Genomic DNA, 19,005 nt, shown 5'->3' on the forward strand with positions numbered 1-19,005 from the left:
CGGTCATCGGATCACGCCGGCCCGCATGGCCAGCGCAACCATCTGTGCCCGGTCGCCGGTGCCCAGCTTGCGCCCTATCCGCGACAGGTGGCTCTTCACCGTGAGCGCGGACAGGTTCAGGGCCTCGCCGATCTCCTTGTTGGAGCGGCCGTCGGCCACCAACTGGAGCACCTCGACTTCGCGCCCGGACAGCTCGCGAGGCGTGTTGTCCGTTCCCGGCACGCGGGTACCGGCGGCAAGCACCGGAGCCACGCTGGGATCGGCGTACACGCCGCCGTCGAGCACGCGGCGCACACCGTCGGTGACCACCATCGGCGAGGCCGACTTCAGCAGGTACGCCTGCGCACCTGCCTGGAAGGCAGCCCGGACCGCATACGGGTCATCCGACGAAGCGAGCACCACGATCCGTGGCCAGCCCTGGCTCCGGAGTTCGGTTACCAGCTCGATGCCGGTCCCGTCCGGGAGCCCGAGATCGAGAATTGCGAGGTCGCAAGGACCGGTCGCCAGGGCGCGAGCCCTGGCTTCGGCCATGGATGCAGCCTCGTGCACCGTGCCGGCGCCCATCTGCAGCAGCCGGGCGGCGATTGCCTCCCGGAGCAGCGGATGGTCGTCCACCACGAGCACCGTGAACAGCTCTTCCCGCGGGTGCGGGACATGTTGGCCGGCAAAGTGCCGGCGGGCGTGGTTCGAGCGGCCTGACCTAAGCCGACGGCAGCCACGTCACTACCTCCCTGGAGTCGGTCGTGCCCCCCGACCGGCACCGGGACTCTCGACCAATCAGCCGCGCCACTGATCGACCGAAAGTGGTGTCGTCGGGGGCAGCGTAACCGCCCAAGCGGGTCAGCGGGACGATCAATCGGGTATCTATCCCGATCGAGTTGTTACCTGAACATGATCGTATCGCTCTTTTGGGTGACCGTGAGCTATCTCCGTAACGTCGGAGCGTGGCCAAGCGACGTAATATGGATGTGAATTGTGAAAAGTTTCGCAATCAACGGTTTCGGGGTCCCGCCAGGTCTTCGCGAAAGGAAATCGCGCTTCGGCGTGTCGCCGCCGCGAGGGAGCGGATCGGTTGCGCCGAACCTTACGCGCCGGAGTCGACCGGCACAGCCGGTGATCGGGCTATCCGGATTCAGTCTCGCGGAGCCGTGTCGCTGGGCCGTCCGCCGAGCATCGAGACGCCTTCCGGTGGCAAGCCCGCTGCACTCGCCATCAATACGTGGAACGCGGCCGCGTGCGGTTCCAGCTGAGCGTCGGTGGCCGTCCAGGAGCCGCGCAGTTCCAGGTCATGGCTGCGGGTCGGGCCCGCGATGTCGCCGAACCGGGCCGACGAGGTCAGCGTGACCGTGCCGCCAAGGGCGGTCCAGGACGCGCCGGAGTCCTCCAACGCGTCGGTCAGCCACGACCAGCCCACCGCCGGCAGCAGCGGGTCGGTGGCCAGTTCCGGGTCGAGTTCGGCCCGCAGGTAGACGACGAGCCGCAACACGCCGTCCCACGCCTCCTGACCCTCCGGGTCGTAGAGAAGCACCAGCCGAGCGGTGGCGAGCTCGCCGGCCGGCCCGTTCGCCTCCGCGGCGAGCGCATGCGCCCAGGGCGCCAGGCGCTTCGGTGGCCCGACCTCGCTCAGCTCGATCTCGGCCCGCGGGCGGAACGACGTCAACGCGGCAACAGCCTGCCGGAAGACTTCGGGCGTCGCCGACATCTCCGTCACGCCGGCGACTGTAGGCGGCCGAACGCGGGCGGTGGCGGAGGCACGCCGAACGGGGGATGCGCGAGCTTCGCGCTTGACTATGCGTGGCGGCGCGGACAGCGTGGCGGCGCGGACAGCGTGGCGTTCCGGGGCGAGGGCGTGTCAGCGGCCAACGGCAGACTCTCGGCCAGGGGCGGGAGGCAGGCGTGCGAAGATTGCCGCGCAAGCCCGGCCGGCCCGCCGCGGCGCCGTCCCAGGGATACCGATCGACATACGGACAGCGACCTCGATGACGAACTCCGCGAACTCCGCGCCGGTCTCGGCCCGCCGGGACCTCGCCGACGCCCCCCTGCTCGTCGCCGCTCGCGGCGGTACCCCCCGGCACACCCCGGTCTGGTTCATGCGGCAGGCGGGTCGTTCGCTGCCGGAGTACCGCAGGGTCCGCGAGGGCGTGCCGATGCTGCAGGCGTGCCTGACGCCGGAACTGGTCAGCGAGATCACGCTGCAGCCGGTGCGCCGGCACGGAGTGGACGCCGCGATCCTCTTCAGCGACATCGTGCTGCCGCTTTACGCGGCCGGCATAGGGCTCGACATCGTCGCGGGCACCGGCCCGGTCGTGTCGAACCCGGTGCGTACCGCCGCCGACGTCGCCGCGCTGCCGAGACTGGACCCGGCGCAGGTCGCTCCGGTCGCCGACGCGATCGGACTGCTGGTGCGCGAACTGGGGGAAACGCCGCTGATCGGGTTTGCCGGCGCCCCGTTCACGCTTGCCTCCTACCTGGTGGAGGGCGGCCCGAGCCGCAACCACGAGCGCACCAAGGCGCTGATGCACTCCGACCCGCAGACCTGGCACGCGCTGCTGGAGCGGCTGGCGGACACGACGCTGGAGTTCCTGGAGGCGCAAGTGACGGCCGGGGTCGATGCGATCCAGCTCTTCGACTCCTGGGCCGGGGCCCTGTCGCTGCGCGACTACCGCGAGTTCGTGCTGCCGCACAGCCGGCGGATTTTCGCCAGCATCGCGGAGATCGCGGACGTGCCGAAGATCCACTTCGGGGTGGGCACCGGCGAGCTGCTCGGCGCGATGCGCTCCGCCGGCGCCGACGTGGTCGGTGTGGACTGGAGGGTGCCGCTGGACGAGGCCGCGAACCGGCTGCGGGCGGCGTTGCCGGACGCGGCCGAGCCGGTGGTGCAGGGCAACCTCGACCCGGCGGTGCTGTTCGCCGGCTGGGACGCGATCGAGCGCGAGGTGCACCGGATCCTCGGCGAGGGCAAGGCCGCCGGCGGGCACATCTTCAACCTCGGTCACGGGGTGCTGCCCACCACCGACCCCGAGGTGCTCACGCGCGTCGTCGAGCTGGTGCACGCCGCGAGCGAGCAGTGATGGCGCACCGGATCGCGGTCGTCGGAGGCGGGATCGCTGGTCTCACCGCCGCCTACCGGCTTCGTCGCGAGCTGGGGCCGGATGCCGAGATCGTGCTGCTGGAGCAGGGTGACCGGCTTGGCGGCAAGCTCCGCACGGTCGAGCTGGCCGGTTGCCGCTACGACGTCGGGGCGGAGGCATTCCTCGACCGGCGCCCGGAAGTCCGGCAGCTCGTGGAGGAGCTCGGCGTGCCCGAAGAAGTCGTGCACCCGGGTGCGGTGTCCGCGACCGTGCGCGTCGGCGGCCGGACCTGCCGGTTGCCCGATGGGACCGTGATGGGCGTCCCGGCTTCGGCGGACGCGGTGCAGGACGTGCTTTCCCAGGCCGGGGTGGCCGCGGTCCGGGCGGAGGCGGACCTGCCGCCCGTTCGGCTCGGGGGCGCCGACATCTCGGTCGGCGAGCTGCTGCGCGGGCGGGTCGGCGACGAGGTCGTCGACCGCCTCGTCGAGCCGCTGTTGGGCGGCGTCTACGCGTGCAATGCGGACTTGCTCGGCTTGCGGGCGACAATTCCGGCGCTGGCCGCGGCACTCGACGCCGGAGCGGAGTCGATCACCGCTGCAGCGGCCTCGGCACTGCCCTCGCCGAAACCGGCAGACTCGCCGGAACCACCGGTTTTCGGCGCGTTTCGCTACGGCTACCGGGAACTGATCGACCGGCTGCTGATCGCCGCCGACGCCCAAGTGCGGCTGGGGTTCCCGGTGCGGCAGCTGGCACGAACCGATTCCGGCTGGCGCCTGGAGATCGGTGCCGCGCCCAGCCCGGAGTTCCTGGATGTCGACGCCGTGGTGCTCGCAGTGCCCGCACCGGCCGCCCGCAAGCTGCTCGACGACGCCGCTCCGGCGGCAGCGGCGAAGCTTGCGGCGGTGGAACAGTCGTCTTCGATCGTGGTCGGGCTCGCCCTACCGCCGGACACGCGGCTGCCCGAGGCATCCGGGGTGCTGATCGCGCGCGGCGAGCAGCACGCCGACGGGACCCCGTTCACCGCCAAGGCGTTCACCTTCTCCAGCAAGAAGTGGCCGCACCTGTGCGGAACGGACGGCGAGCTGCTCGTGCGCGGCTCGGTCGGCCGGTTCGGCGAGGCTGCGGAGCTCCGCCTGGACGACGCCGAGGTGCTGCGCCGGGTCGCGGCGGATTTCGCGGCGCTGACCGGGACCTCCGCGGTTCCGGTGGACTCCGTGGTGGTGCGTTGGGGCGGCGCCCTGCCGCAGTACGGAGTGGGTCACCTGGACCTCATCGCAGACGTCGAACGCGCCGTGGCCGAGGTGCCGGGGCTGGCGATCGCCGGTGCGGCCTTGCACGGCGTCGGCGTCCCGGCCTGCATCGCCACCGGGACGGCGGCAGCGACCGATATCACGCGAGACCTCCTGCGGGCCGGTCCCCGCGAAGTGGGACGATGAGGACATGGCGCGGCTGAACTACAACGAGCTCAACGACACGATCCGCTACACCATGTGGTCGGTCTTCCGGATCGAGCAGGGCACCCTGCCCGAGGACCGGGAGAAGGCCGCGCAGCAGACCCAGGAGTACCTGGACTCGCTGGCCGAGTCCGGTGTCGTGGTCCGCGGCGTCTACGACGTCTCCGGGCTGCGCGCCGACGCGGACTACATGATCTGGTGGCACTCGGAGCGGATCGAGGAAGTGCAGGCGGCCTACACCGGGTTCCGCCGGGAGACCCCGCTGGGGCAGGCGTCCGAACCGGTGTGGAGCAACGTCGCGCTGCACCGCCCGGCGGAGTTCAACAAGAGCCACATCCCGGCCTTCCTGGCGGGCGAGGAGCCGCGCAAGTACATCTGCGTGTACCCGTTCGTGCGCTCCTATGAGTGGTATCTGCTGCCGGATGACGAGCGCCGCACGATGCTGGCCGACCACGGCAAGGAAGCCCGGGACTACCCGGACGTCCGAGCGAACACGGTGGCCTCGTTCGCGCTGGGCGACTACGAGTGGATCCTGGCCTTCGAGGCGGACGAGCTGCACCGGATCGTCGATCTGATGCGCCACCTGCGCGGCACCGAAGCCCGCCTCCACGTCCGCGAGGAGATCCCGTTCTACACCGGTCACCGGGTCGGCGTACCAGACTTGGTGACCCGCCTCCCCTGACCGGGCGGCCGTGGGATTAGCGCGATAATAGCGCTGTTGCGCTATTATCGCGCTATGGCGACCATTCAGATCCGGGACATCCCGGAAGAGGCGTACGAGACGATCCGCAAACGAGCACGATCCGCTGGGATGTCGCTGCAGGCGTACATGCGCGATGAAGTCGTGCGCATGGCGTCGCGCCGGACGAAGGAAGAAGCACTCGCGGCAGTCGAGGCGGCACTCGCTCACGATCGCGGCACCGGAGTGACCGTCGAGAGCATCCTCGCGGCAAAGGATGCTGATCGGCGTTGAGCGAATTCGTCGTTGACGCCTCGACCCTCGTGTTGGCAACCACAGTCGTGTCGGACGGGGCCCGTGAGGTGCGCCGTCGGCTGCTGCAGAGCGAGTGCCACGCACCGCACCTTGTCGACGCAGAGGTCGGGAACGTGCTTAGAAGGCAGGAATTGGGCGGGCAGATCGAGGCGGAAGCCGCGACGACTGCGCTCCTCGCGATGAAGCACTTGGTCGACCACCGCTATCCCCACGTAGGTCCGCTCAGCCAAGCCGCGTGGGAGTTGCGTGGTGTGGTCACGTTCTATGACGCGCTCTACGTGGCGCTGGCTGCTGGCCTGGACGTGCCGCTGCTGACAGCCGACGCGAGGCTGTCCCGCGCTCCCAAGCTCCCGTGCAAGGTGGAATTGATCATGTGATCGTCACTCCGGTGGGACGAGGCGGACGGCGATCGAGTTGATGCAGTAGCGCTGGTCGGTGGAGTGGGGTAGCCCTCACCTTCGAAGACGTGGCCGAGGTCCCCGTGGCAGGCGGCGCACAGGACCTCGGTGCGGACCATGCCGAGGAGTGGTCCTCGCGGAGGATCACCGCGTCGCTGCCGGTCGGGTCGTAGAACGACGGCCAGCCGCAGTTGGCATGACTTCTCTGCGATCACTCCATGTACCGCACGGGATCGTTGATCTGATACGCCACCGCGTCGACGTCACCGACTTCGTTGCCCGCCTTCCCTGATCGAGTGCTTCAGGCTGCCTTGGGATTCCCGCTGACCAGTTGGTGTGCTCGCTGGTACGAGATGCCGAGGACTTCGCCGATCTCGCGCATCGACATCCCCTGATCGTGCAGAGTTCGGGCGGCACCGCGGAGTTCCTTGGCCGCCTGCCCTTGTGCATGGGTGGCTCGTGACCGGAGTTCTGCTGCGCGGTCCAGGCGCTCTTGCACCTCTGGTGGAAGCGAGATGGTGACGTCGAGGTCGATGGTCTCCGCAGATTCTCCGGTCATGATTTCGATGAGGTCCTGGGCCATCTCGCGAATCTCGCTGACCCTGCGCGCCTGGGTCCATCGTTCGATGGCAGGAACGTGGATCAACCAGAACTTGCCGTCCCGCGTGACTGTCACCTGATATGTAGTCATCGCTGCTTCCACCACTTCTCCCCGAGCTCCCCCTGGCATTCCTTGAAAATGCTGAGAGCGAGATTCTCGCCGAGTTCTGTGTGCCTCGGGACCGGAATGATCGTTGACCCAAGACGGTAGATCGCGTGGCTGCCGCCTTCACGGGCTAGCTCCCAGCCCACACCTCGTCGCTTCGCAGCCTTGGCGATCCTCTTTACGAGCTCTCGTTGCTTCAGCAGGCTACGTCTATAGCGGGCTAGACGCAACCGTCAAGCCGCGATAGACAAATGGGTGATCTTCCTTAGCGCGGTTCCAGCCGCAGCGCGATGGAGTTGATGCAATACCGCTGGTCGGTGGGGGTGCCGTAACCCTCGCCCTCGAACAGGTGGCCGAGGTGTCCGTGGCAAGAGGCGCACAAGACCTCCGTGCGGACCATCCCGAGGGAGCGGTCCTCGCGGAGGATCACCGCGTCGCTGCCGGTCGGGTCGTAGAACGACGGCCAGCCGCAGTGCGATTCGAACTTGGTGTCGCTGCGGAACAATTCCGCCCCGCAGCCGCGGCACTCGTAGACCCCGACCGCCTTGGTGTCAACGTACTCGCCCTGCCAGGCCGGCTCGGTGGCTGCTTGGCGCAGCACCGCGTACTCGTTCGGGCTGAGCTGTTCCCGCCACTCCTGCTCGGTTTTGGTGATCTTCGGGGTTCCTGAGACCGGATCCATGCCTCCACGCTAATCCGTCCGAAGATCGACTGCACAGATGCGGTGTCAGATCGAGTCGAACGCCACCACCGTCGATTTCGCGTCGCGGGTCGCGGCCAACTGCTCGGCTTCGGCGTCCACCTCGGTGCGCGTGGCGCCGGTGAGCGAGTGGAAGCCCAGCACGTCCACCTGGAGCTTGCTGCCCGCCTTCTTGGCCCGCCAGGTGCCGACGATCTCGCCGTCGACGAGCAATGCCCCGGGGGAGCTGACCGCCCGCCAAAGCGCCTTGCGGTGTTCGGGGTCGGGCACCAGCTGCGCGCGGTCCCGCGCTTGCAGGAACGGGTCGCCGGTGGGCAGCAGCCGAACGCCCCGTGGTGCCGGCGGTGAGGCGAGCGCGTCGGTGGCTTCCGGCACGAACCACGAGCGCTTGCCGTCGACCGCGACCTCGACGAGGTCTGTCGGCCAGACCGGCCGCAGCACCGCGGCGCTGGTGCCGAGGAACGCGGCGATGTCGGCGATCGAGCCCGGGCCGAGCAGGCGCAGGCAGTCCCGGATCAGCGCGTCCAAGCACGCGGTCTGCTGCGGGACGTGCCACTGCGGGGCCGCCGTGATCCGCAGCCGCCCGGATTGGCGGACGAGCCGGATGCCGGCGGCCAGCCCGGTTTGCAGGTACAGCGAGTAGAAGACGTGGGTCGAACCGCAGGCCCGGCACCACGCCGAGGCCTCCGGGACGTCGCGGGTCACGGCTGCGCTCAGCGAATTCCGATCCGTCGGTTCAAGGGAATGTTCGCGCATCGCCGCCACCGTCTTGCCGAACACGGCGAGCGGGGCGTCGACCGACTTCATGATCGGCATCCGGGCCACCGCGTCCGCGTCCGACATCGGGTATAGCCGCCCGGCCAGCTCCGGGAGGTCCGCGGCGCGGTGCAGGTGCGCGCTGCCGCGCACCGACCAGCCGAGGGCCAGCGAGTCGGGGAGTTCGGCTTTGGGCACCCGCGTGCGCACCGAGTGCAGGGCAGACCCCGCCGGGCTGTCCTGCACGCCGAGCGGCAGCACGGCGAGCTCTTCGATGTCGGTTGCGGAGCGGTCCAGCTGCTGCACGGCGTGCCGGTAGGCCAGGACGCGTTCTCGGTCGATCTCGATCATCACACCTCGATTCGGAGGAACGGCGCGAGCGTGCCCCAAGTCCCCGACAGATCAGCCGAGGAAGGTGCTGAACACGAACAAGACCGCGTTCCAGACCGTGAACAGCACTCCGAACAGGATCAGCACGACCACCACGACGGCCACCAAGCGGCGATGGCCGTCCGCCCGGTTCACGCTCTGCGCGAAGTCGTCCACGCCGCGCAGCATGCCCTCTACAGTGGCCTCGGAGTTCGGCCGCTGCATCCGGTCGCGGTGCGCGGCGAAGGCCTGCACCTCGGGATCGTCTGGGTCGAGCCCGTGCAGATCCTCCTCGAGGCGCTCGATCTCCTCATCCCGGTCGCCACGTTCCACGGCCCCACGGTAGCGCCTGCCGCCTCTGACCTGTCGCCAGTGACCTGTCGCCAGTGCGTGAGGACCGGCCAGGCTCTGGCGGCCCAATGGGTGTCGCGGTGCTGACGTGCGTGACCGCTGACGAGGTGACAACCTCGACAGCGTGATGAATGCGTTGATCGACATCGAATTTTGACAGTTGACCGAGCTCGTGGCCGCACATGGTTCCTCCTGATCGCGGGAATTGCTGCTCTCCGTTGAAAACGCGCCGAGATCCCGGGTTGTGAGCCCTCCGCTCGTGTGACCACTGGATCGAGTGATTGGGGCTGCGAGCCGCCGTCCGAACCCCGGTAGGGGCTCGGCAGCCATGGTTACAGTCGCGGCGCTCCACTGAGGACCCGGGAGGCGATGATGAGCGTGCAGCCGGCGGAGACCGACGGTCCGTTCCGGCCGGAGCTGGAGGTGACGCCCCCGGAGCGGCAGCGGCGCTGGACCGTCCTATTGCGGCTGATCTTGCTGATCCCGCACTTCATCGTGCTCTGGCTGATGTCCATCGCGGCCACCGTGGTGGTCATCATCGGCTGGTTCGCCGCGCTGGTCCTGGGGCGGCTGCCGGACTGGATCTCGGACTTCCTGGCCATGTTCATCGGCTACCAGGCACGAGTGGCGTCGTCGTACATGCTGCTCGTCGACGAGTACCCGCCGTTCGTCGTCTCCCAGCCGGACTACCCAGTGCAGGTCGACGTCCGCCCGGGCGAGCTCAACCGGTTGGCGGTGTTCTTCCGGATCATCCTGGTGATCCCCGCCGCGATCGTGAGCGCGGTCGTCGCCCAGGGGTGGGGCGTGCTGGCGTTCTTCATCTGGCTGATCGTGCTGGTGTCGGGCCGCAACCCCCGGCCGATCTTCGACGCCTCCGCGGCGGTGCTGCGCTACGGCTTCCGCACGAACGCCTACTTCTACCTGCTGACCGGCGCCTACCCGAAGAAGCTGTTCGGCGACGCTCGGGCGGAGGACAACCCGCCGCGCCAGTCGCCCGGCACCCGTCCGCTGGTGATGTCCAAGGGCGGCCGGGTCCTGCTGGTCGTGTTCATCGTGCTCGGCGTTATCGGCCTGGTCACCAATGGCGCCGTGCAGTCGGTGAACCAGCCGGACTTCCAATACCAGTACGAATACGCGTACGGCCGCTGACGGTCACACCGCGGCTTCGGACCAAGCTCGGCGGAGGATCTCCTCGACGGTCTCCTCCGGTGTCTGCTCGGAGGTGTCCAGCCACAGGCCGATGCGCGGCGTCTGCCCGTGCAGCACCTCGTTCAGCTCCGCGATCGCCCAGCTGTCGTAGGCCGTCTTGCCGCGACCTGCTTCGCGCTTCGCGATCGCTTCGGGTGACGGGGCGAGGACGACCACGAACAGCGGGCGGCTGCGGATCTCCTCGACGAGCTCCGCCAGGTGCTCGCCAAGGATCACGTCCTGCGCGACGACCGTGAACCGTTCGGCGAAGTACGCATCGGCCGTCTGCGCGGTGAGCCGGTGGCGCAGCCGCAACTGGCGCAGGGCTTCGTCGGAGGGCGTCGCGGACATCTCCTCGCGGCCGCCGATCACCATGCGCCGGAAGCAATCGCCGCGTACGTGCACCGAGCGCGGCAGCCGCTCCGCGACGCCTTGGGCGATGGTCGACTTCCCAGCGGCCTGGATGCCGGTGATCAGCAGAACGGCCTGGTCGTGCTCGTCGGGCATGCTGCCTCCTCGCGCCAAAGAGTTGATCTTGTCACCCGTTCGGCGCTGCTGTCATGCTCATTTCGCATCCGGTTACAGATTGCAATGCCTTCATGTGACCTGTTCAGCTCGTTGGCCGACAACGGTTCGCTCAGCCAGCGGTGTCCCGGTCGCTCCGTCGGCGAGCACCATCGCAACCGTTGGTATTCGCAGAAACGCGGGAGGCGATGATGGTCCGCACCGAAGCCGAGCGTTCTCCACAAGCCCAGGGTGGCTGCAGCTGTTGCGGCAGCTGCAGCGGTCCTTCCTGTGGCTGCTGCTCCAGCTGCGGCTGAGCAGGGGGCCTGCCCGGGGTGCTTGCGGGATCATCCCGGGCAGACCATGCCATCGGTCGGCACGGTGCCCTCGACCAGGAATCGGCTGACGGCCTCCGTCACGCACGGCGACCTGCCGACGGCGCCGTGCCCGGCGCCCTGCCAGCGCAGCAGCACCCCGGTCGGCATCTGCTCGGCCATATGATCGCTGCCCATGCCCAGCAGCGGGTCGTTTGCGGTGCTGATCACCGGGATCGGCGGCAGGTCAGGACGGCGCGGTGAGGGCAGCGGCTGCTGCGGGACGGGCCACGACCCGCACCAGACCATGCGCTGCGCGGCGGCACCGCCGAACAGCGGGAACCGGTTCACCCAGTCCAGCGCGAGTTCGCTGCTGCGTTGCGGCGGCACGCGCAACGTCGTGTCGTTGCAACTGGTGATCAGGTCGCCGTCGAGCCATGGCGGGTTCACGCCCTGCGGGGCGACCAGCGGCGCGCTGATCGCGGCTAGCTTGGCGCCATCGCCGTGGTCGGCGGCGGTCAGCGCCTCGGCCAGGGCGGGCCAGGTGGCCCGGTCGGAAAGGCCCAGCAGTATCGCCTGCACCACCCGGCCGCCGTTGACCGGGGAACGCGGTGCCGGGAGCGGCGTCGCGCGGGTCCGCTCGACGAGCTCGCTGACCGCCTTCCGCGGATCGGGGCCCAGCGGGCAGCCGCGGCTGACGCAGTCGGCGGCGAACGTGTCGAACGTCTGCTCCGCGCTCTGCGCTTGGGATTCCACTTGGCCGATGGAGTCTCGGGTCGGGTCCGGTGCCCCGTCGAGCACCAGGCGACCGACCGACCCCGGGAAGCGCTCGGCGAACGTCGTCAGCAGCCGCGCCGCCTCGCCGCGCCCGATCGCGTGCAGACGGGGCACGCCCAGTTCGAGGCGGAGCTCTTCCAGGTCGGAGGCTGCCCGCCAGGTGTCGTAGGCCTGCAGCCGCTCGTCGAGGTCGAGCAGGCACTCCTGGCTGGCTTGCAGCACCGATTCGAGCAGCCGGTCCAGCGCGGTGCGGTCGGTGGCGCGCGGATCGAAACCGACGATCGCGTCGCGCTGCGCGGGCGGGACGCAGTCGGCCGGGTCGGACTCGCCGGTGCCGCGCCGGTCCATCCCGATGATGTCGAAGGTATTGCGCAGCTCCGGCGGCAGTTGGGTGGCCAGCCGCGCCGCGTAGGTCGTGCCCGGCTCGCCGCCGACGTCGCCCAGCACCACCAGCGGGACGTGGCCGGACCCGGCTCGGATCAGCGCGATGCGGGCGGTGCCGCGTTCCGGGGATTCCGGCGCGTCCAGCGTGCTGAGCAGCCGCGCGCAGGAGAACGTCATGCCCGTCGGCAGGCCGCCGAGCTCACCGCGGGTCTGCTCGGTGCAGTCCTCCCAGTTCAGCGAGTCGTCGCTGGGCGAGCCAAGCGGCGGGACCGGTGCCGGTTTTGGCGGCTGCGGCGCGGGGACGACCTGTTGCTCGCCGTCGTGGTAGGCGACCGCGGGCCGCTCCGATGGTCCGGCCGAGCACGCGGCGATCACCAGCAGCAACGGCAGCAGCGCGACCCCGACCCGGTGAGTGGTGCGCGGCACGGGTGCTCCTCGTCGGCAGGCGCGGTGGTCGCTGGACCGGGTCAGCATCGCACGATCCAGGTGAGGCCCCGGTGAGGGCCCTGACAATCAGGTGACAACCACGGCGGGCCGCGAGATAACGTGCAGCGGGAGACAGCCGCAGCAGCGGCCGCGAATCGTCGGAGGCAGAGGGGCATCGTGCACGTCGCGCAGGTCGGCTCGGGGGCGTCGTCCAACAGACGACCGCTGTTCAGCGTGGAGAACGTCTCCGCGCGCGCACTCGGGGCAATCCCGCCACCGCTGCTGGTGCTGGTGGGCGTGATCAGCCTGCAGGTCGGTGCCGCGTTCGCCAAGCAGCTGTTCAACATGGCCGGGGCGTCCGGGGTGGTCGCGCTGCGGCTGCTTTTCGCCGCGATCATCCTGCTGGCCGTCTGGCGGCCGTCGCTGCGGATGGACCGCCGGACGGTGACCGTGGTCGCCGGTTACGGCGCGGTGCTCGCGGGCATGAACGTCTGCATCTACCAAGCGTTCGAGCGGATCCCGCTCGGCGCGGCGGTCACCATCGAGTTCCTCGGCCCGCTGGCGGTGGCGGTGATCGGCTCCCGGCGCAAGCTGGACATCGTCTGGGCGGTGCTGGCCGGGAGCGGCGTGGTGCTGCTGGCTCGTGTGGAGGGTGGTCTCGACTGGGTCGGGGTCGCGTTCGCGCTGATGGCCGGTGCGCTGTGGGCGGGTTACATCCTGGTCGGCGCCAAGCTCGGCAGCCGGACCAGCGGCGGGTCCGGGCTGGCCCTGGGCATGGCCTTCGCCGCACTGGTGGCGGCGCCGTTCGGCATCGCCGATGCCGGGACCGCGCTGCTGCACCCGGCGGTGCTCATCGCCGGGCTGGTGGTGGCGCTGATGTCGTCGGTCGTGCCGTATTCGCTGGAGCTGGAGGCGCTGCGCCGGATGCCGCCGAGGGTGTTCGGCGTGCTGATGAGCCTGGAGCCCGCAGTGGCGGCGCTGGCCGGGCTCCTCGTGCTGGGCGAGGCGCTTGGTGCCTGGCAGTGGGTCGCCGTCGGCTGCGTCGTCGCCGCTTCGGTGGGATCGGTCGGCACGACGAAGGACTCGGGCCCGAAGGACACCGGCGCCAACTGACCCGGGGGACCAGCTTCACCAGCCACGGTTTCCACTGGTCGTGGCGCGAGAGATCGGCCGTCGCCGATTTCGCGCGAAATCGCCACCTGGTACGCGTGGGGAGCGGCGATTTCGCGCGAAATCGCCACCCACCGGGGGAAACGAGCCGAGGTGATCACGTCGGCGTCGCCTTGGGGTGGTGCGATCGCGCCTCGGATCAGACGGCTGGGAACTGCATGGGGCGCAGGGCGCGCATCAGGGTCAGCAGGGTCTTGTTGAGTGGGACCGGGATGTCGTGCTGCTGTGCCGCTCGGACCAGTGCTCCCGTGATGTGCTCGTGCTCGGTGGGCAGGCCCGCCAACCGGTCGTAGAGCATCGACGTTCCGTTGGTCGGCGGGAACTTCTCGATGTAGTCGGCGAGTACTTGCTCGGCGTCGTCGTGGGTCAACCGGGCGCCCTCGGCGCGGGCGACCTCGACGGTCTCCGCGAGCACGCCTTTGCTGAGCTCCAGGACATCGGGCTCGCGGAGCACGTCCAGGCGGCGCAGGGTCAGCGCGGTGATGGGGTTCGGTGCCAGGTTCGTCAGCATCTTCCGCCACGACGCGGTGCGGAAGTCGCTCGTGGTCCGGGCCGTCAGGTCGCCGCCGGAGAGCAGCTCGACGAAGCGCTCGCCGATCTCGCCGGCCTCGACCTGCATGGTGGCGGGGGAGCGGCGCACCACGTGTCCGGGCCGCACCCGCTCGGCCGCCACGTAGATCAACGCGGGCAGTACCGGAGCCCGCAGCCCCATCCCGGCAACCGATTCGCGGTGCTCGACGCCGTTCTGCACCACCACGACGGGGGTGCGTCCGTCGTCCAGCTGCTGCAACCAGCCCGACGCGCTCGGCGCGTCCTGGACCTTGGTCGTCAGCAGGACCCAGTCGAACTCGCCGAGCGCGTCCGGCTCGGTCACCACCGAAACCGGGATCTCCTCGGTGCGGTCCGGGGTTTTCAGCATCAGCTCTTCGAACGGGGTCCGGACGCACATCGTCACCTGGTGCCCGGCGGAATGCGCTGCTTCCGCGAGAACCCCGCCGATGCCGCCCGAGCCGATCACCGCGATGCGTTGTGCTGCCACCGGCCAGAGATTACCCGTCGACGCGGACGCCCCGGTCCACGTCGCCGTACAGCACTGCTTCGAGGTCGTAACGCGTCGGCTCCTCGAGCTGGTCGTAGCCGCAGGATTCGGGGTCGCGGTCGGGGCGCCACCGCACGAACTGCGTGGTGTGCCGGAACCGGCCCGGGTAGGCGCCTTCGGTGTGGTCGTAGGAGACCTCGACGACGCGCTCCGGGCGCAGCGCCACCCACGGCTGTTCGCTGCTGCTCCAGCGGTTGATCGAACCGGGCAGCCGCCGTCCGTCCTCGGCGCCGGGCCCCAGCCACGGGTGCTCGCCTTCGGTGATCAGCTCGGCGAGTTCGGTGGCCAGCGCGCGCCGCTGCGCGGCCGGGAAGGCGCCGACGACGCCGACGTGATGCAGCACGCCCCGATCGTCGTGCAGACCGAGCTGCAGGGACCCCACGGCGGTGCCAGGTTCGGTCTTGGCGTGCCAGCGCAGCCCCGCGATGACGCAGTCCGCGGTTCGCGAGTGCTTGATCTTGAACATGGTCCGCTTGCCTGGTACGTACTGGCCGCCGGTGGGCTTGGCGATCACGCCGTCCAACCCGGCGCCCTCGAACACCCGGAACCACTCCGCCGCGGTCTCCGGGTCGTCGGTGACCGGCGTGGTGCGCAGCCCGCCGTGGTCCAGGCCGAGGCCGGCGAGCAGTTCCCGGCGTTCGGTCTGCGGCGCCGACGTAAGGTCCCGGTCGTCGAGCGCGAGCAGGTCGAAGGCGATGAAGGTGGCCGGTGTCTTCCCGGCCAGCATCCGAACCCGGCTGGCGGCCGGGTGGATGCGTTCGCCCAGCGCGTCCCAGTCCAGCCGGTCGCCGGCGTCGTCGCGCCGGATCACCACGAGCTCGCCGTCCAGCACCGCCGGCCGGTCGAAGTGTTCGGTCACGGTCTGCAGGACTTCGGGGAAGTACCGGTTCAGCGGGCGGCCGGTGCGGGACTGCAGCAGCACCGGCTGCTCGGCCTGCGGGTCGGCGAACACCAGGCACCGGAAGCCGTCCCACTTCGGTTCGAACAGCAGGCCGCCCTGCCGGGAGATGCCGTCTACCGGGCTCGCCAGCATCGGCTTGACCGGTGGTTGCAGTGGAAGCACCGAGTCCTCCTCAGAGCCTTTTTCGCGGCAGCGGGCTGCCGCGACGTTCCAGCTTTGCCGATTGCGCAGTATGCCCGCCGCGGAAGCCGAAGGCGCGGCGCACTCGACGAGAACTCCAAACCAGTGTGCGCCCGTCCAGGGTCCGCTTGATCGTCCTGGAGGATGGCGCTCAAGTTGCCGGGTCGGAGGTGCGTGCTTCGGAAGGCGCGATTGAGCACGCGGTCGCCCATGCGGATGGCGTACTGGATGCGGGGCGCGCGGCGCAGCGACGGGATGCCGCGGCAGATCTGCGCCGCCGGGGCGGTCAGCGGACGCGTTGGCGGGGTGCGCGATCCAGCTGCAGGCGGATCGTCGTCGGCAGGGTATCCACGCCCAGCGACTCCCGGGCGCGCGAAAGCACCTTCTCGTCGAGGTCTTCCCAAACGTGGCGCACGTTGGTGCCTTCCTGCAGCGACAGCGTCAGCCGCAGTGCCGGGTGCTGCTCGCTGCCCGCCATCCGCACCCGTGCCCGCTTGACGCCGATGACCCGCTCGGCGTCGGCGCGCACGGCTTCGGTGAGCGCCGCGCTCGTCACGGTCAGGTCGCCGTTGCCGCGCTCCAGCCGCAGGTCCGGTCGGGCTTCCGGCCGCAGGGCTCGCACCACCCACCACAGGCCGAGCACGAACAGCACCACGCCGAGCACGATCGCGACGGCCGTCGCCAGCTGCCAGTGGTCCCGCAGCCACTGCACCAGGATCGGGTCGGCCAGCGGCCGCTGCGCCCGGAAGGCGCCCAGCCAACCGGTTCCGACCAGGAGCGCGAGGACGCCGACGACCAGCGCGAGCAAGCCGACGGCGGCCGTCACGCCGCGCTCGAAGGCCAGCCCGCGAGCGACCGGTGTCGTGCTCGGCTTGATCTCCCGCTTGGTCTCGGTCATCGCCGCTCCTTCGGCGCGGCCACCGACACCAGCACCTTCGGGGTGGTGCGCAGCGGCAGGTCTCGCACGGCGTGTTCGGCGGTCTCGGTCAGCTGGCCCCGCAGGTCGCCGGATTCCCGGAACTGCGCGGTCGCCCTCACCTGGACCCGCTTCGCCCCGGCGGTGACCGACGCACTCGCGACCCCGTCCTGGTCGCGCACCTGATGCCCGACCAGCCGGGCCAGCGAGCGCCGGTCGGTGGTCACGGTGACCTCCGGCGCGGGATCGTGCAGCCGGAGGTCCTTGTTTCCCGCGTTGATCGCGACGAGCACCAGCAGTAGGCCCACCACTGCGACCACCGCCGCAGTGGCGAGCACCGGCGCGTCGTGCCAGGACAGCGAGCTCAGCCCGAGGTGGGCTTGCTGCCAAGGGACGACGAAGCCGCCGTTGCCGGGCCGCAGCAGGAACCACACCGCCTCGCTCGCGAGCAGCGCCCCGGCGGCCGCGACGGCCAGGCCGAACAGCGTGGTGATCAGGCGTACCAACAGGCGCATGGCTCACTCCACCCGCGGCGGTGCGTCCGCGGGAACGAGGGCGGACACGGTCACATCGACGGTGCGGACCCGGAAACCGGTGATGCGCTGCAACTCCGAATCCACCCGCTCCCGCATCGACGCCACGGTCCCGCGCACCGGCGCGGGATAGCGCAGCGCGACCTCCAGCCGGATCCGCAGGGCGTCGTCCGGGCCGGACACCTGCGCCGTGGCGCCGTGCTGGCCCAGCCCGACCCCGGCGAGCCGACGGCGCGCCCGGGCACTCCCCGGATCCTGGTCGGCGGCGTGCTCGGCGATCTTGCGCACCACGGTGCGGCCGATGTGCAGCCGGCCCCGGTCAGCTGGGTCTCCTCCCCGGCCAGTGCCCTCGGCCGCGGTCTGCTCGGAGGCGGCCGTCATCGGTCCCGACCCCGGCCCCGGCCCAGGAGGTCGCCGATCTCCAGCTCCCCGTCCAGGACCCGGCCGATCACCAGGCCGATGGCGCCGACCACCAGCGCGATCAGGAACCCGGTGAAGCCGCCGACCGCGCCGGCGATGCCGAGAATGAGGCCGGCGAACAAGCCGGTCTGCGTCGCATTCATGGGTGGAACCCTCCTGCTGAGGAACTGACTTGGAAACTCACCGGACTCGCGGGAGCCGCCTCCGGCGCTCCCACCGGGCGCGCATCCGGCGCACCAGCCCCTGGATCCCGCGCGGCCGGTGCACCACGACCACCGGCGCGTCGTAGCGGTCGCGCGGCCGGCGGTCCCGGAGCTCGGCCAGCCCGGCGACGAAGGCTTCCGGGTCACCCCCGACGTCCGGGTGGTTGGCCCGGACGAACGCGCGGATCGCCGCCCGCGAGGTGGCCGGATCGTGCTGCACGGCCCCCATCATGCGCTTCCCGCCGGCTCGTCGGTGGTGATCACGTCGGCGACGGTGATGTCCACCGGGACCTCGTCGAGCAGTTCGACCAGCGCGCTGCGGATCTCGTCGAGAATCTCTGGCAGCGGCCGGTCCAGGCGCAGCACCACGCCGATCTCCGCGGCACCCCCATCGGGCAACCGGACCCCGATGACCTTGCTGCCGGGCAGATACGACGCGATCTCGCCGAACTGCCCGCCGTGCAGCCGCACCACAGAGGGGTGGGCGAGCACCCGCTCGGCCAGTTCGCCGGCGGTAACCTGCTCCGGCATGTCGAAGTCGTCCTCCACGGGAAGCGGGTGGTCTGGCGGCGTCCGAGGTCGCGGACCGCCGCGCCGGACATCATCTACCCGGCGGCGGTCATTCGACGCGGGAGGTGGTCTGCTGGCCAGCCTCCTCGCCGTCCTCGTCGGGCAGGTGAATGTCGTTGACCGCGATGTTGACCTCGATGACCTCCAGCCCGGTCATCCGCTCCACCGCGGTGATCACGTTGCGCCGCACCGCACGCGCGAGGTCCACGATGGACGCGCCGTACTCCACGATGATGTCCAGGTCCACCGCGGCCTGCTTCTCGCCGACCTCCACCTGCACCCCGGAGGTGGAGGACGTCCCGCTACCGCCCGGGATCCGCTCCCGGATGGCGCCGAAGGCCCGGGCGACCCCGCCGCCCATCGCGTAGACGCCGGAGATCTCGCGAGCCGCGATGCCGGCGATCTTCTGCACCACGGACGCGGCGATGGTGGTCTTGCCCTGGGAGGTCTCGTCGGCCAGGCGGGCGGGCGCGTTGCCGGCCCGGGTCTCCGGGATGCGCCGGGTATCGGTGCTCCGTTCGTTGGTGGCCTGTGCGTTCTGCGGGGTTCCGCTGTCCTGGGCCATGGAAATCCAGCTCCTTCACGGTTCCGCCGATGCCGGACGGCTCGGCGGGGTCTGCT

Annotated in this window: 25 protein-coding genes and 1 pseudogene; 7 read left to right on the forward strand and 19 right to left on the reverse strand. The window is 70.2% G+C overall.

Annotated elements, in window-relative coordinates:
* Positions 1-3 precede the first annotated feature (3 nt).
* A complete protein-coding gene (locus tag ACRXBZ_RS30685) occupies positions 4-564 on the reverse strand; it encodes a LuxR C-terminal-related transcriptional regulator (RefSeq protein WP_029535248.1) in 561 nt (186 codons plus the stop codon).
* A gap of 568 nt (positions 565-1,132) precedes the next feature.
* A complete protein-coding gene (locus ACRXBZ_RS30690) occupies positions 1,133-1,702 on the reverse strand; it encodes a DUF3000 domain-containing protein (RefSeq protein WP_433882007.1) in 570 nt (189 codons plus the stop codon).
* 277 nt (positions 1,703-1,979) lie between these two features.
* Here ACRXBZ_RS30690 and hemE point away from each other — a divergent pair, with 277 nt between their 5' ends.
* From hemE to ACRXBZ_RS30715, 5 genes are read left to right on the forward strand one after another with little or no spacing between them, the layout of a single operon-like run.
* Entirely contained in the window at positions 1,980-3,071 is a 1,092-nt protein-coding gene (hemE, locus tag ACRXBZ_RS30695; RefSeq protein ID WP_168587366.1) for a uroporphyrinogen decarboxylase, read from the forward strand.
* Positions 3,071-4,507: a protoporphyrinogen oxidase gene (gene hemG, locus ACRXBZ_RS30700; protein WP_433882008.1), complete on the forward strand. Its 1,437-nt coding sequence runs from the start codon at positions 3,071-3,073 to the stop codon at positions 4,505-4,507. The genes hemE and hemG overlap by 1 nt, the downstream gene beginning before the upstream one ends.
* 4 nt (positions 4,508-4,511) lie before the next feature.
* Positions 4,512-5,207: a hydrogen peroxide-dependent heme synthase gene (gene hemQ, locus ACRXBZ_RS30705; protein ID WP_168587368.1), complete on the forward strand. Its 696-nt coding sequence runs from the start codon at positions 4,512-4,514 to the stop codon at positions 5,205-5,207.
* 54 nt (positions 5,208-5,261) lie between these two features.
* Entirely contained in the window at positions 5,262-5,498 is a 237-nt protein-coding gene (locus ACRXBZ_RS30710) for a FitA-like ribbon-helix-helix domain-containing protein (protein ID WP_168590247.1), read from the forward strand.
* Positions 5,495-5,896, forward strand: a complete 402-nt coding sequence (locus ACRXBZ_RS30715) for a type II toxin-antitoxin system VapC family toxin (protein ID WP_433882009.1) — start codon at positions 5,495-5,497, stop codon at positions 5,894-5,896. Before ACRXBZ_RS30710 ends, ACRXBZ_RS30715 begins: the two co-directional genes overlap by 4 nt.
* Before the next feature lie 3 nt (positions 5,897-5,899).
* Here the strand turns inward: ACRXBZ_RS30715 and ACRXBZ_RS30720 are convergent.
* The 6 genes and pseudogenes from ACRXBZ_RS30720 to ACRXBZ_RS30745 all read right to left on the reverse strand — a co-directional run.
* Positions 5,900-6,113, reverse strand: a pseudogene (locus tag ACRXBZ_RS30720) (peptide-methionine (R)-S-oxide reductase); the annotation flags it as partial.
* 105 nt (positions 6,114-6,218) lie between these two features.
* Positions 6,219-6,608, reverse strand: a complete 390-nt coding sequence (locus tag ACRXBZ_RS30725; RefSeq protein ID WP_433882010.1) for a hypothetical protein — start codon at positions 6,606-6,608, stop codon at positions 6,219-6,221.
* The gene (locus tag ACRXBZ_RS30730; protein ID WP_433882011.1) at positions 6,605-6,769 is read right to left on the reverse strand and encodes a type II toxin-antitoxin system HicA family toxin; all 165 of its coding nucleotides are present in this window, start codon (positions 6,767-6,769) and stop codon (positions 6,605-6,607) included. The genes ACRXBZ_RS30725 and ACRXBZ_RS30730 overlap by 4 nt, the downstream gene beginning before the upstream one ends.
* Before the next feature lie 119 nt (positions 6,770-6,888).
* Positions 6,889-7,305, reverse strand: coding sequence for a peptide-methionine (R)-S-oxide reductase MsrB (msrB, locus tag ACRXBZ_RS30735; protein WP_433882012.1), 417 nt, complete (start codon positions 7,303-7,305; stop codon positions 6,889-6,891).
* 45 nt (positions 7,306-7,350) lie between these two features.
* Entirely contained in the window at positions 7,351-8,430 is a 1,080-nt protein-coding gene (locus ACRXBZ_RS30740; RefSeq protein ID WP_433882013.1) for a winged helix DNA-binding domain-containing protein, read from the reverse strand.
* 51 nt (positions 8,431-8,481) lie between these two features.
* A complete protein-coding gene (locus ACRXBZ_RS30745; protein ID WP_168587373.1) occupies positions 8,482-8,781 on the reverse strand; it encodes a hypothetical protein in 300 nt (99 codons plus the stop codon).
* Positions 8,782-9,171: 390 nt separating this feature from the next.
* Between ACRXBZ_RS30745 and ACRXBZ_RS30750 the strand changes: the two genes are divergently transcribed.
* Positions 9,172-9,948 (forward strand): DUF4389 domain-containing protein, encoded by a 777-nt coding sequence (locus tag ACRXBZ_RS30750; RefSeq protein WP_433882014.1) that lies wholly within the window; start codon positions 9,172-9,174, stop codon positions 9,946-9,948.
* A 3-nt stretch (positions 9,949-9,951) separates the two neighbouring features.
* Here the strand turns inward: ACRXBZ_RS30750 and ACRXBZ_RS30755 are convergent, their stop codons facing one another.
* Both ACRXBZ_RS30755 and ACRXBZ_RS30760 read right to left on the reverse strand, forming a co-directional pair.
* Positions 9,952-10,494 carry an AAA family ATPase gene (locus ACRXBZ_RS30755; RefSeq protein ID WP_433882015.1) on the reverse strand — a complete coding sequence of 181 codons (543 nt, stop codon included), beginning with the start codon at positions 10,492-10,494 and terminating at the stop codon, positions 9,952-9,954.
* A gap of 344 nt (positions 10,495-10,838) precedes the next feature.
* A complete protein-coding gene (locus ACRXBZ_RS30760; protein WP_433882016.1) occupies positions 10,839-12,392 on the reverse strand; it encodes an alpha/beta hydrolase in 1,554 nt (517 codons plus the stop codon).
* 177 nt (positions 12,393-12,569) lie between these two features.
* On the opposite strand from ACRXBZ_RS30760, the gene ACRXBZ_RS30765 reads away from it, so the two are divergent.
* Positions 12,570-13,505: an EamA family transporter gene (locus ACRXBZ_RS30765; RefSeq protein ID WP_433884025.1), complete on the forward strand. Its 936-nt coding sequence runs from the start codon at positions 12,570-12,572 to the stop codon at positions 13,503-13,505.
* Between the two features lie 196 nt (positions 13,506-13,701).
* Here ACRXBZ_RS30765 and ACRXBZ_RS30770 read toward each other — a convergent pair whose 3' ends face one another.
* From ACRXBZ_RS30770 to ACRXBZ_RS30810, 9 genes are all read right to left on the reverse strand, one after another.
* Positions 13,702-14,601, reverse strand: coding sequence for a 2-dehydropantoate 2-reductase (locus ACRXBZ_RS30770; RefSeq protein ID WP_433882017.1), 900 nt, complete (start codon positions 14,599-14,601; stop codon positions 13,702-13,704).
* 10 nt (positions 14,602-14,611) lie between these two features.
* Entirely contained in the window at positions 14,612-15,724 is a 1,113-nt protein-coding gene (locus ACRXBZ_RS30775) for an ATP-dependent DNA ligase (protein ID WP_433882018.1), read from the reverse strand.
* A 304-nt stretch (positions 15,725-16,028) separates the two neighbouring features.
* Positions 16,029-16,640, reverse strand: coding sequence for an alkaline shock response membrane anchor protein AmaP (gene amaP, locus ACRXBZ_RS30780; RefSeq protein WP_433882019.1), 612 nt, complete (start codon positions 16,638-16,640; stop codon positions 16,029-16,031).
* Positions 16,637-17,173, reverse strand: coding sequence for a DUF6286 domain-containing protein (locus tag ACRXBZ_RS30785; RefSeq protein WP_433882020.1), 537 nt, complete (start codon positions 17,171-17,173; stop codon positions 16,637-16,639). The genes amaP and ACRXBZ_RS30785 overlap by 4 nt, the downstream gene beginning before the upstream one ends.
* A 3-nt stretch (positions 17,174-17,176) precedes the next feature.
* Positions 17,177-17,572 carry an Asp23/Gls24 family envelope stress response protein gene (locus ACRXBZ_RS30790; RefSeq protein WP_168587379.1) on the reverse strand — a complete coding sequence of 132 codons (396 nt, stop codon included), beginning with the start codon at positions 17,570-17,572 and terminating at the stop codon, positions 17,177-17,179.
* Positions 17,569-17,754, reverse strand: coding sequence for a hypothetical protein (locus ACRXBZ_RS30795; protein ID WP_433882021.1), 186 nt, complete (start codon positions 17,752-17,754; stop codon positions 17,569-17,571). Before ACRXBZ_RS30795 ends, ACRXBZ_RS30790 begins: the two co-directional genes overlap by 4 nt.
* Positions 17,755-17,791: 37 nt before the next feature.
* Positions 17,792-18,043 carry a hypothetical protein gene (locus tag ACRXBZ_RS30800; protein WP_433882022.1) on the reverse strand — a complete coding sequence of 84 codons (252 nt, stop codon included), beginning with the start codon at positions 18,041-18,043 and terminating at the stop codon, positions 17,792-17,794.
* Entirely contained in the window at positions 18,043-18,345 is a 303-nt protein-coding gene (locus ACRXBZ_RS30805) for a hypothetical protein (RefSeq protein ID WP_433882023.1), read from the reverse strand. The genes ACRXBZ_RS30800 and ACRXBZ_RS30805 overlap by 1 nt, the downstream gene beginning before the upstream one ends.
* 88 nt (positions 18,346-18,433) lie before the next feature.
* The gene (locus tag ACRXBZ_RS30810; RefSeq protein ID WP_433882024.1) at positions 18,434-18,949 is read right to left on the reverse strand and encodes an Asp23/Gls24 family envelope stress response protein; all 516 of its coding nucleotides are present in this window, start codon (positions 18,947-18,949) and stop codon (positions 18,434-18,436) included.
* Between the last annotated feature and the right edge of the window lie 56 nt (positions 18,950-19,005).

It is taken from the genome of Saccharopolyspora hattusasensis (assembly GCF_050972075.1).
GTDB lineage: Bacteria > Actinomycetota > Actinomycetes > Mycobacteriales > Pseudonocardiaceae > Saccharopolyspora > Saccharopolyspora hattusasensis.

Excerpts from the sequence above, each read along its gene's own strand:
- ACRXBZ_RS30755 (WP_433882015.1), bottom strand. The coding sequence starts at position 10,494 with ATGCCCGACGAGCACGACCAGGCCGTTCTGCTGATCACCGGCATCCAG.
- amaP (WP_433882019.1), bottom strand. The coding sequence starts at position 16,640 with ATGACCGAGACCAAGCGGGAGATCAAGCCGAGCACGACACCGGTCGCT.
- hemE (WP_168587366.1), top strand. The coding sequence starts at position 1,980 with ATGACGAACTCCGCGAACTCCGCGCCGGTCTCGGCCCGCCGGGACCTC.
- ACRXBZ_RS30690 (WP_433882007.1), bottom strand. The coding sequence starts at position 1,702 with ATGTCGGCGACGCCCGAAGTCTTCCGGCAGGCTGTTGCCGCGTTGACG.
- hemQ (WP_168587368.1), top strand. The coding sequence starts at position 4,512 with ATGGCGCGGCTGAACTACAACGAGCTCAACGACACGATCCGCTACACC.
- ACRXBZ_RS30710 (WP_168590247.1), top strand. The coding sequence starts at position 5,262 with ATGGCGACCATTCAGATCCGGGACATCCCGGAAGAGGCGTACGAGACG.
- msrB (WP_433882012.1), bottom strand. The coding sequence starts at position 7,305 with ATGGATCCGGTCTCAGGAACCCCGAAGATCACCAAAACCGAGCAGGAG.
- ACRXBZ_RS30785 (WP_433882020.1), bottom strand. The coding sequence starts at position 17,173 with ATGCGCCTGTTGGTACGCCTGATCACCACGCTGTTCGGCCTGGCCGTC.
- hemG (WP_433882008.1), top strand. The coding sequence starts at position 3,071 with ATGGCGCACCGGATCGCGGTCGTCGGAGGCGGGATCGCTGGTCTCACC.
- ACRXBZ_RS30740 (WP_433882013.1), bottom strand. The coding sequence starts at position 8,430 with ATGATCGAGATCGACCGAGAACGCGTCCTGGCCTACCGGCACGCCGTG.
- ACRXBZ_RS30750 (WP_433882014.1), top strand. The coding sequence starts at position 9,172 with ATGAGCGTGCAGCCGGCGGAGACCGACGGTCCGTTCCGGCCGGAGCTG.
- ACRXBZ_RS30800 (WP_433882022.1), bottom strand. The coding sequence starts at position 18,043 with ATGGGGGCCGTGCAGCACGATCCGGCCACCTCGCGGGCGGCGATCCGC.
- ACRXBZ_RS30795 (WP_433882021.1), bottom strand. The coding sequence starts at position 17,754 with ATGAATGCGACGCAGACCGGCTTGTTCGCCGGCCTCATTCTCGGCATC.
- ACRXBZ_RS30725 (WP_433882010.1), bottom strand. The coding sequence starts at position 6,608 with ATGACTACATATCAGGTGACAGTCACGCGGGACGGCAAGTTCTGGTTG.
- ACRXBZ_RS30805 (WP_433882023.1), bottom strand. The coding sequence starts at position 18,345 with ATGCCGGAGCAGGTTACCGCCGGCGAACTGGCCGAGCGGGTGCTCGCC.
- ACRXBZ_RS30790 (WP_168587379.1), bottom strand. The coding sequence starts at position 17,572 with ATGACGGCCGCCTCCGAGCAGACCGCGGCCGAGGGCACTGGCCGGGGA.
- ACRXBZ_RS30685 (WP_029535248.1), bottom strand. The coding sequence starts at position 564 with ATGGGCGCCGGCACGGTGCACGAGGCTGCATCCATGGCCGAAGCCAGG.
- ACRXBZ_RS30810 (WP_433882024.1), bottom strand. The coding sequence starts at position 18,949 with ATGGCCCAGGACAGCGGAACCCCGCAGAACGCACAGGCCACCAACGAA.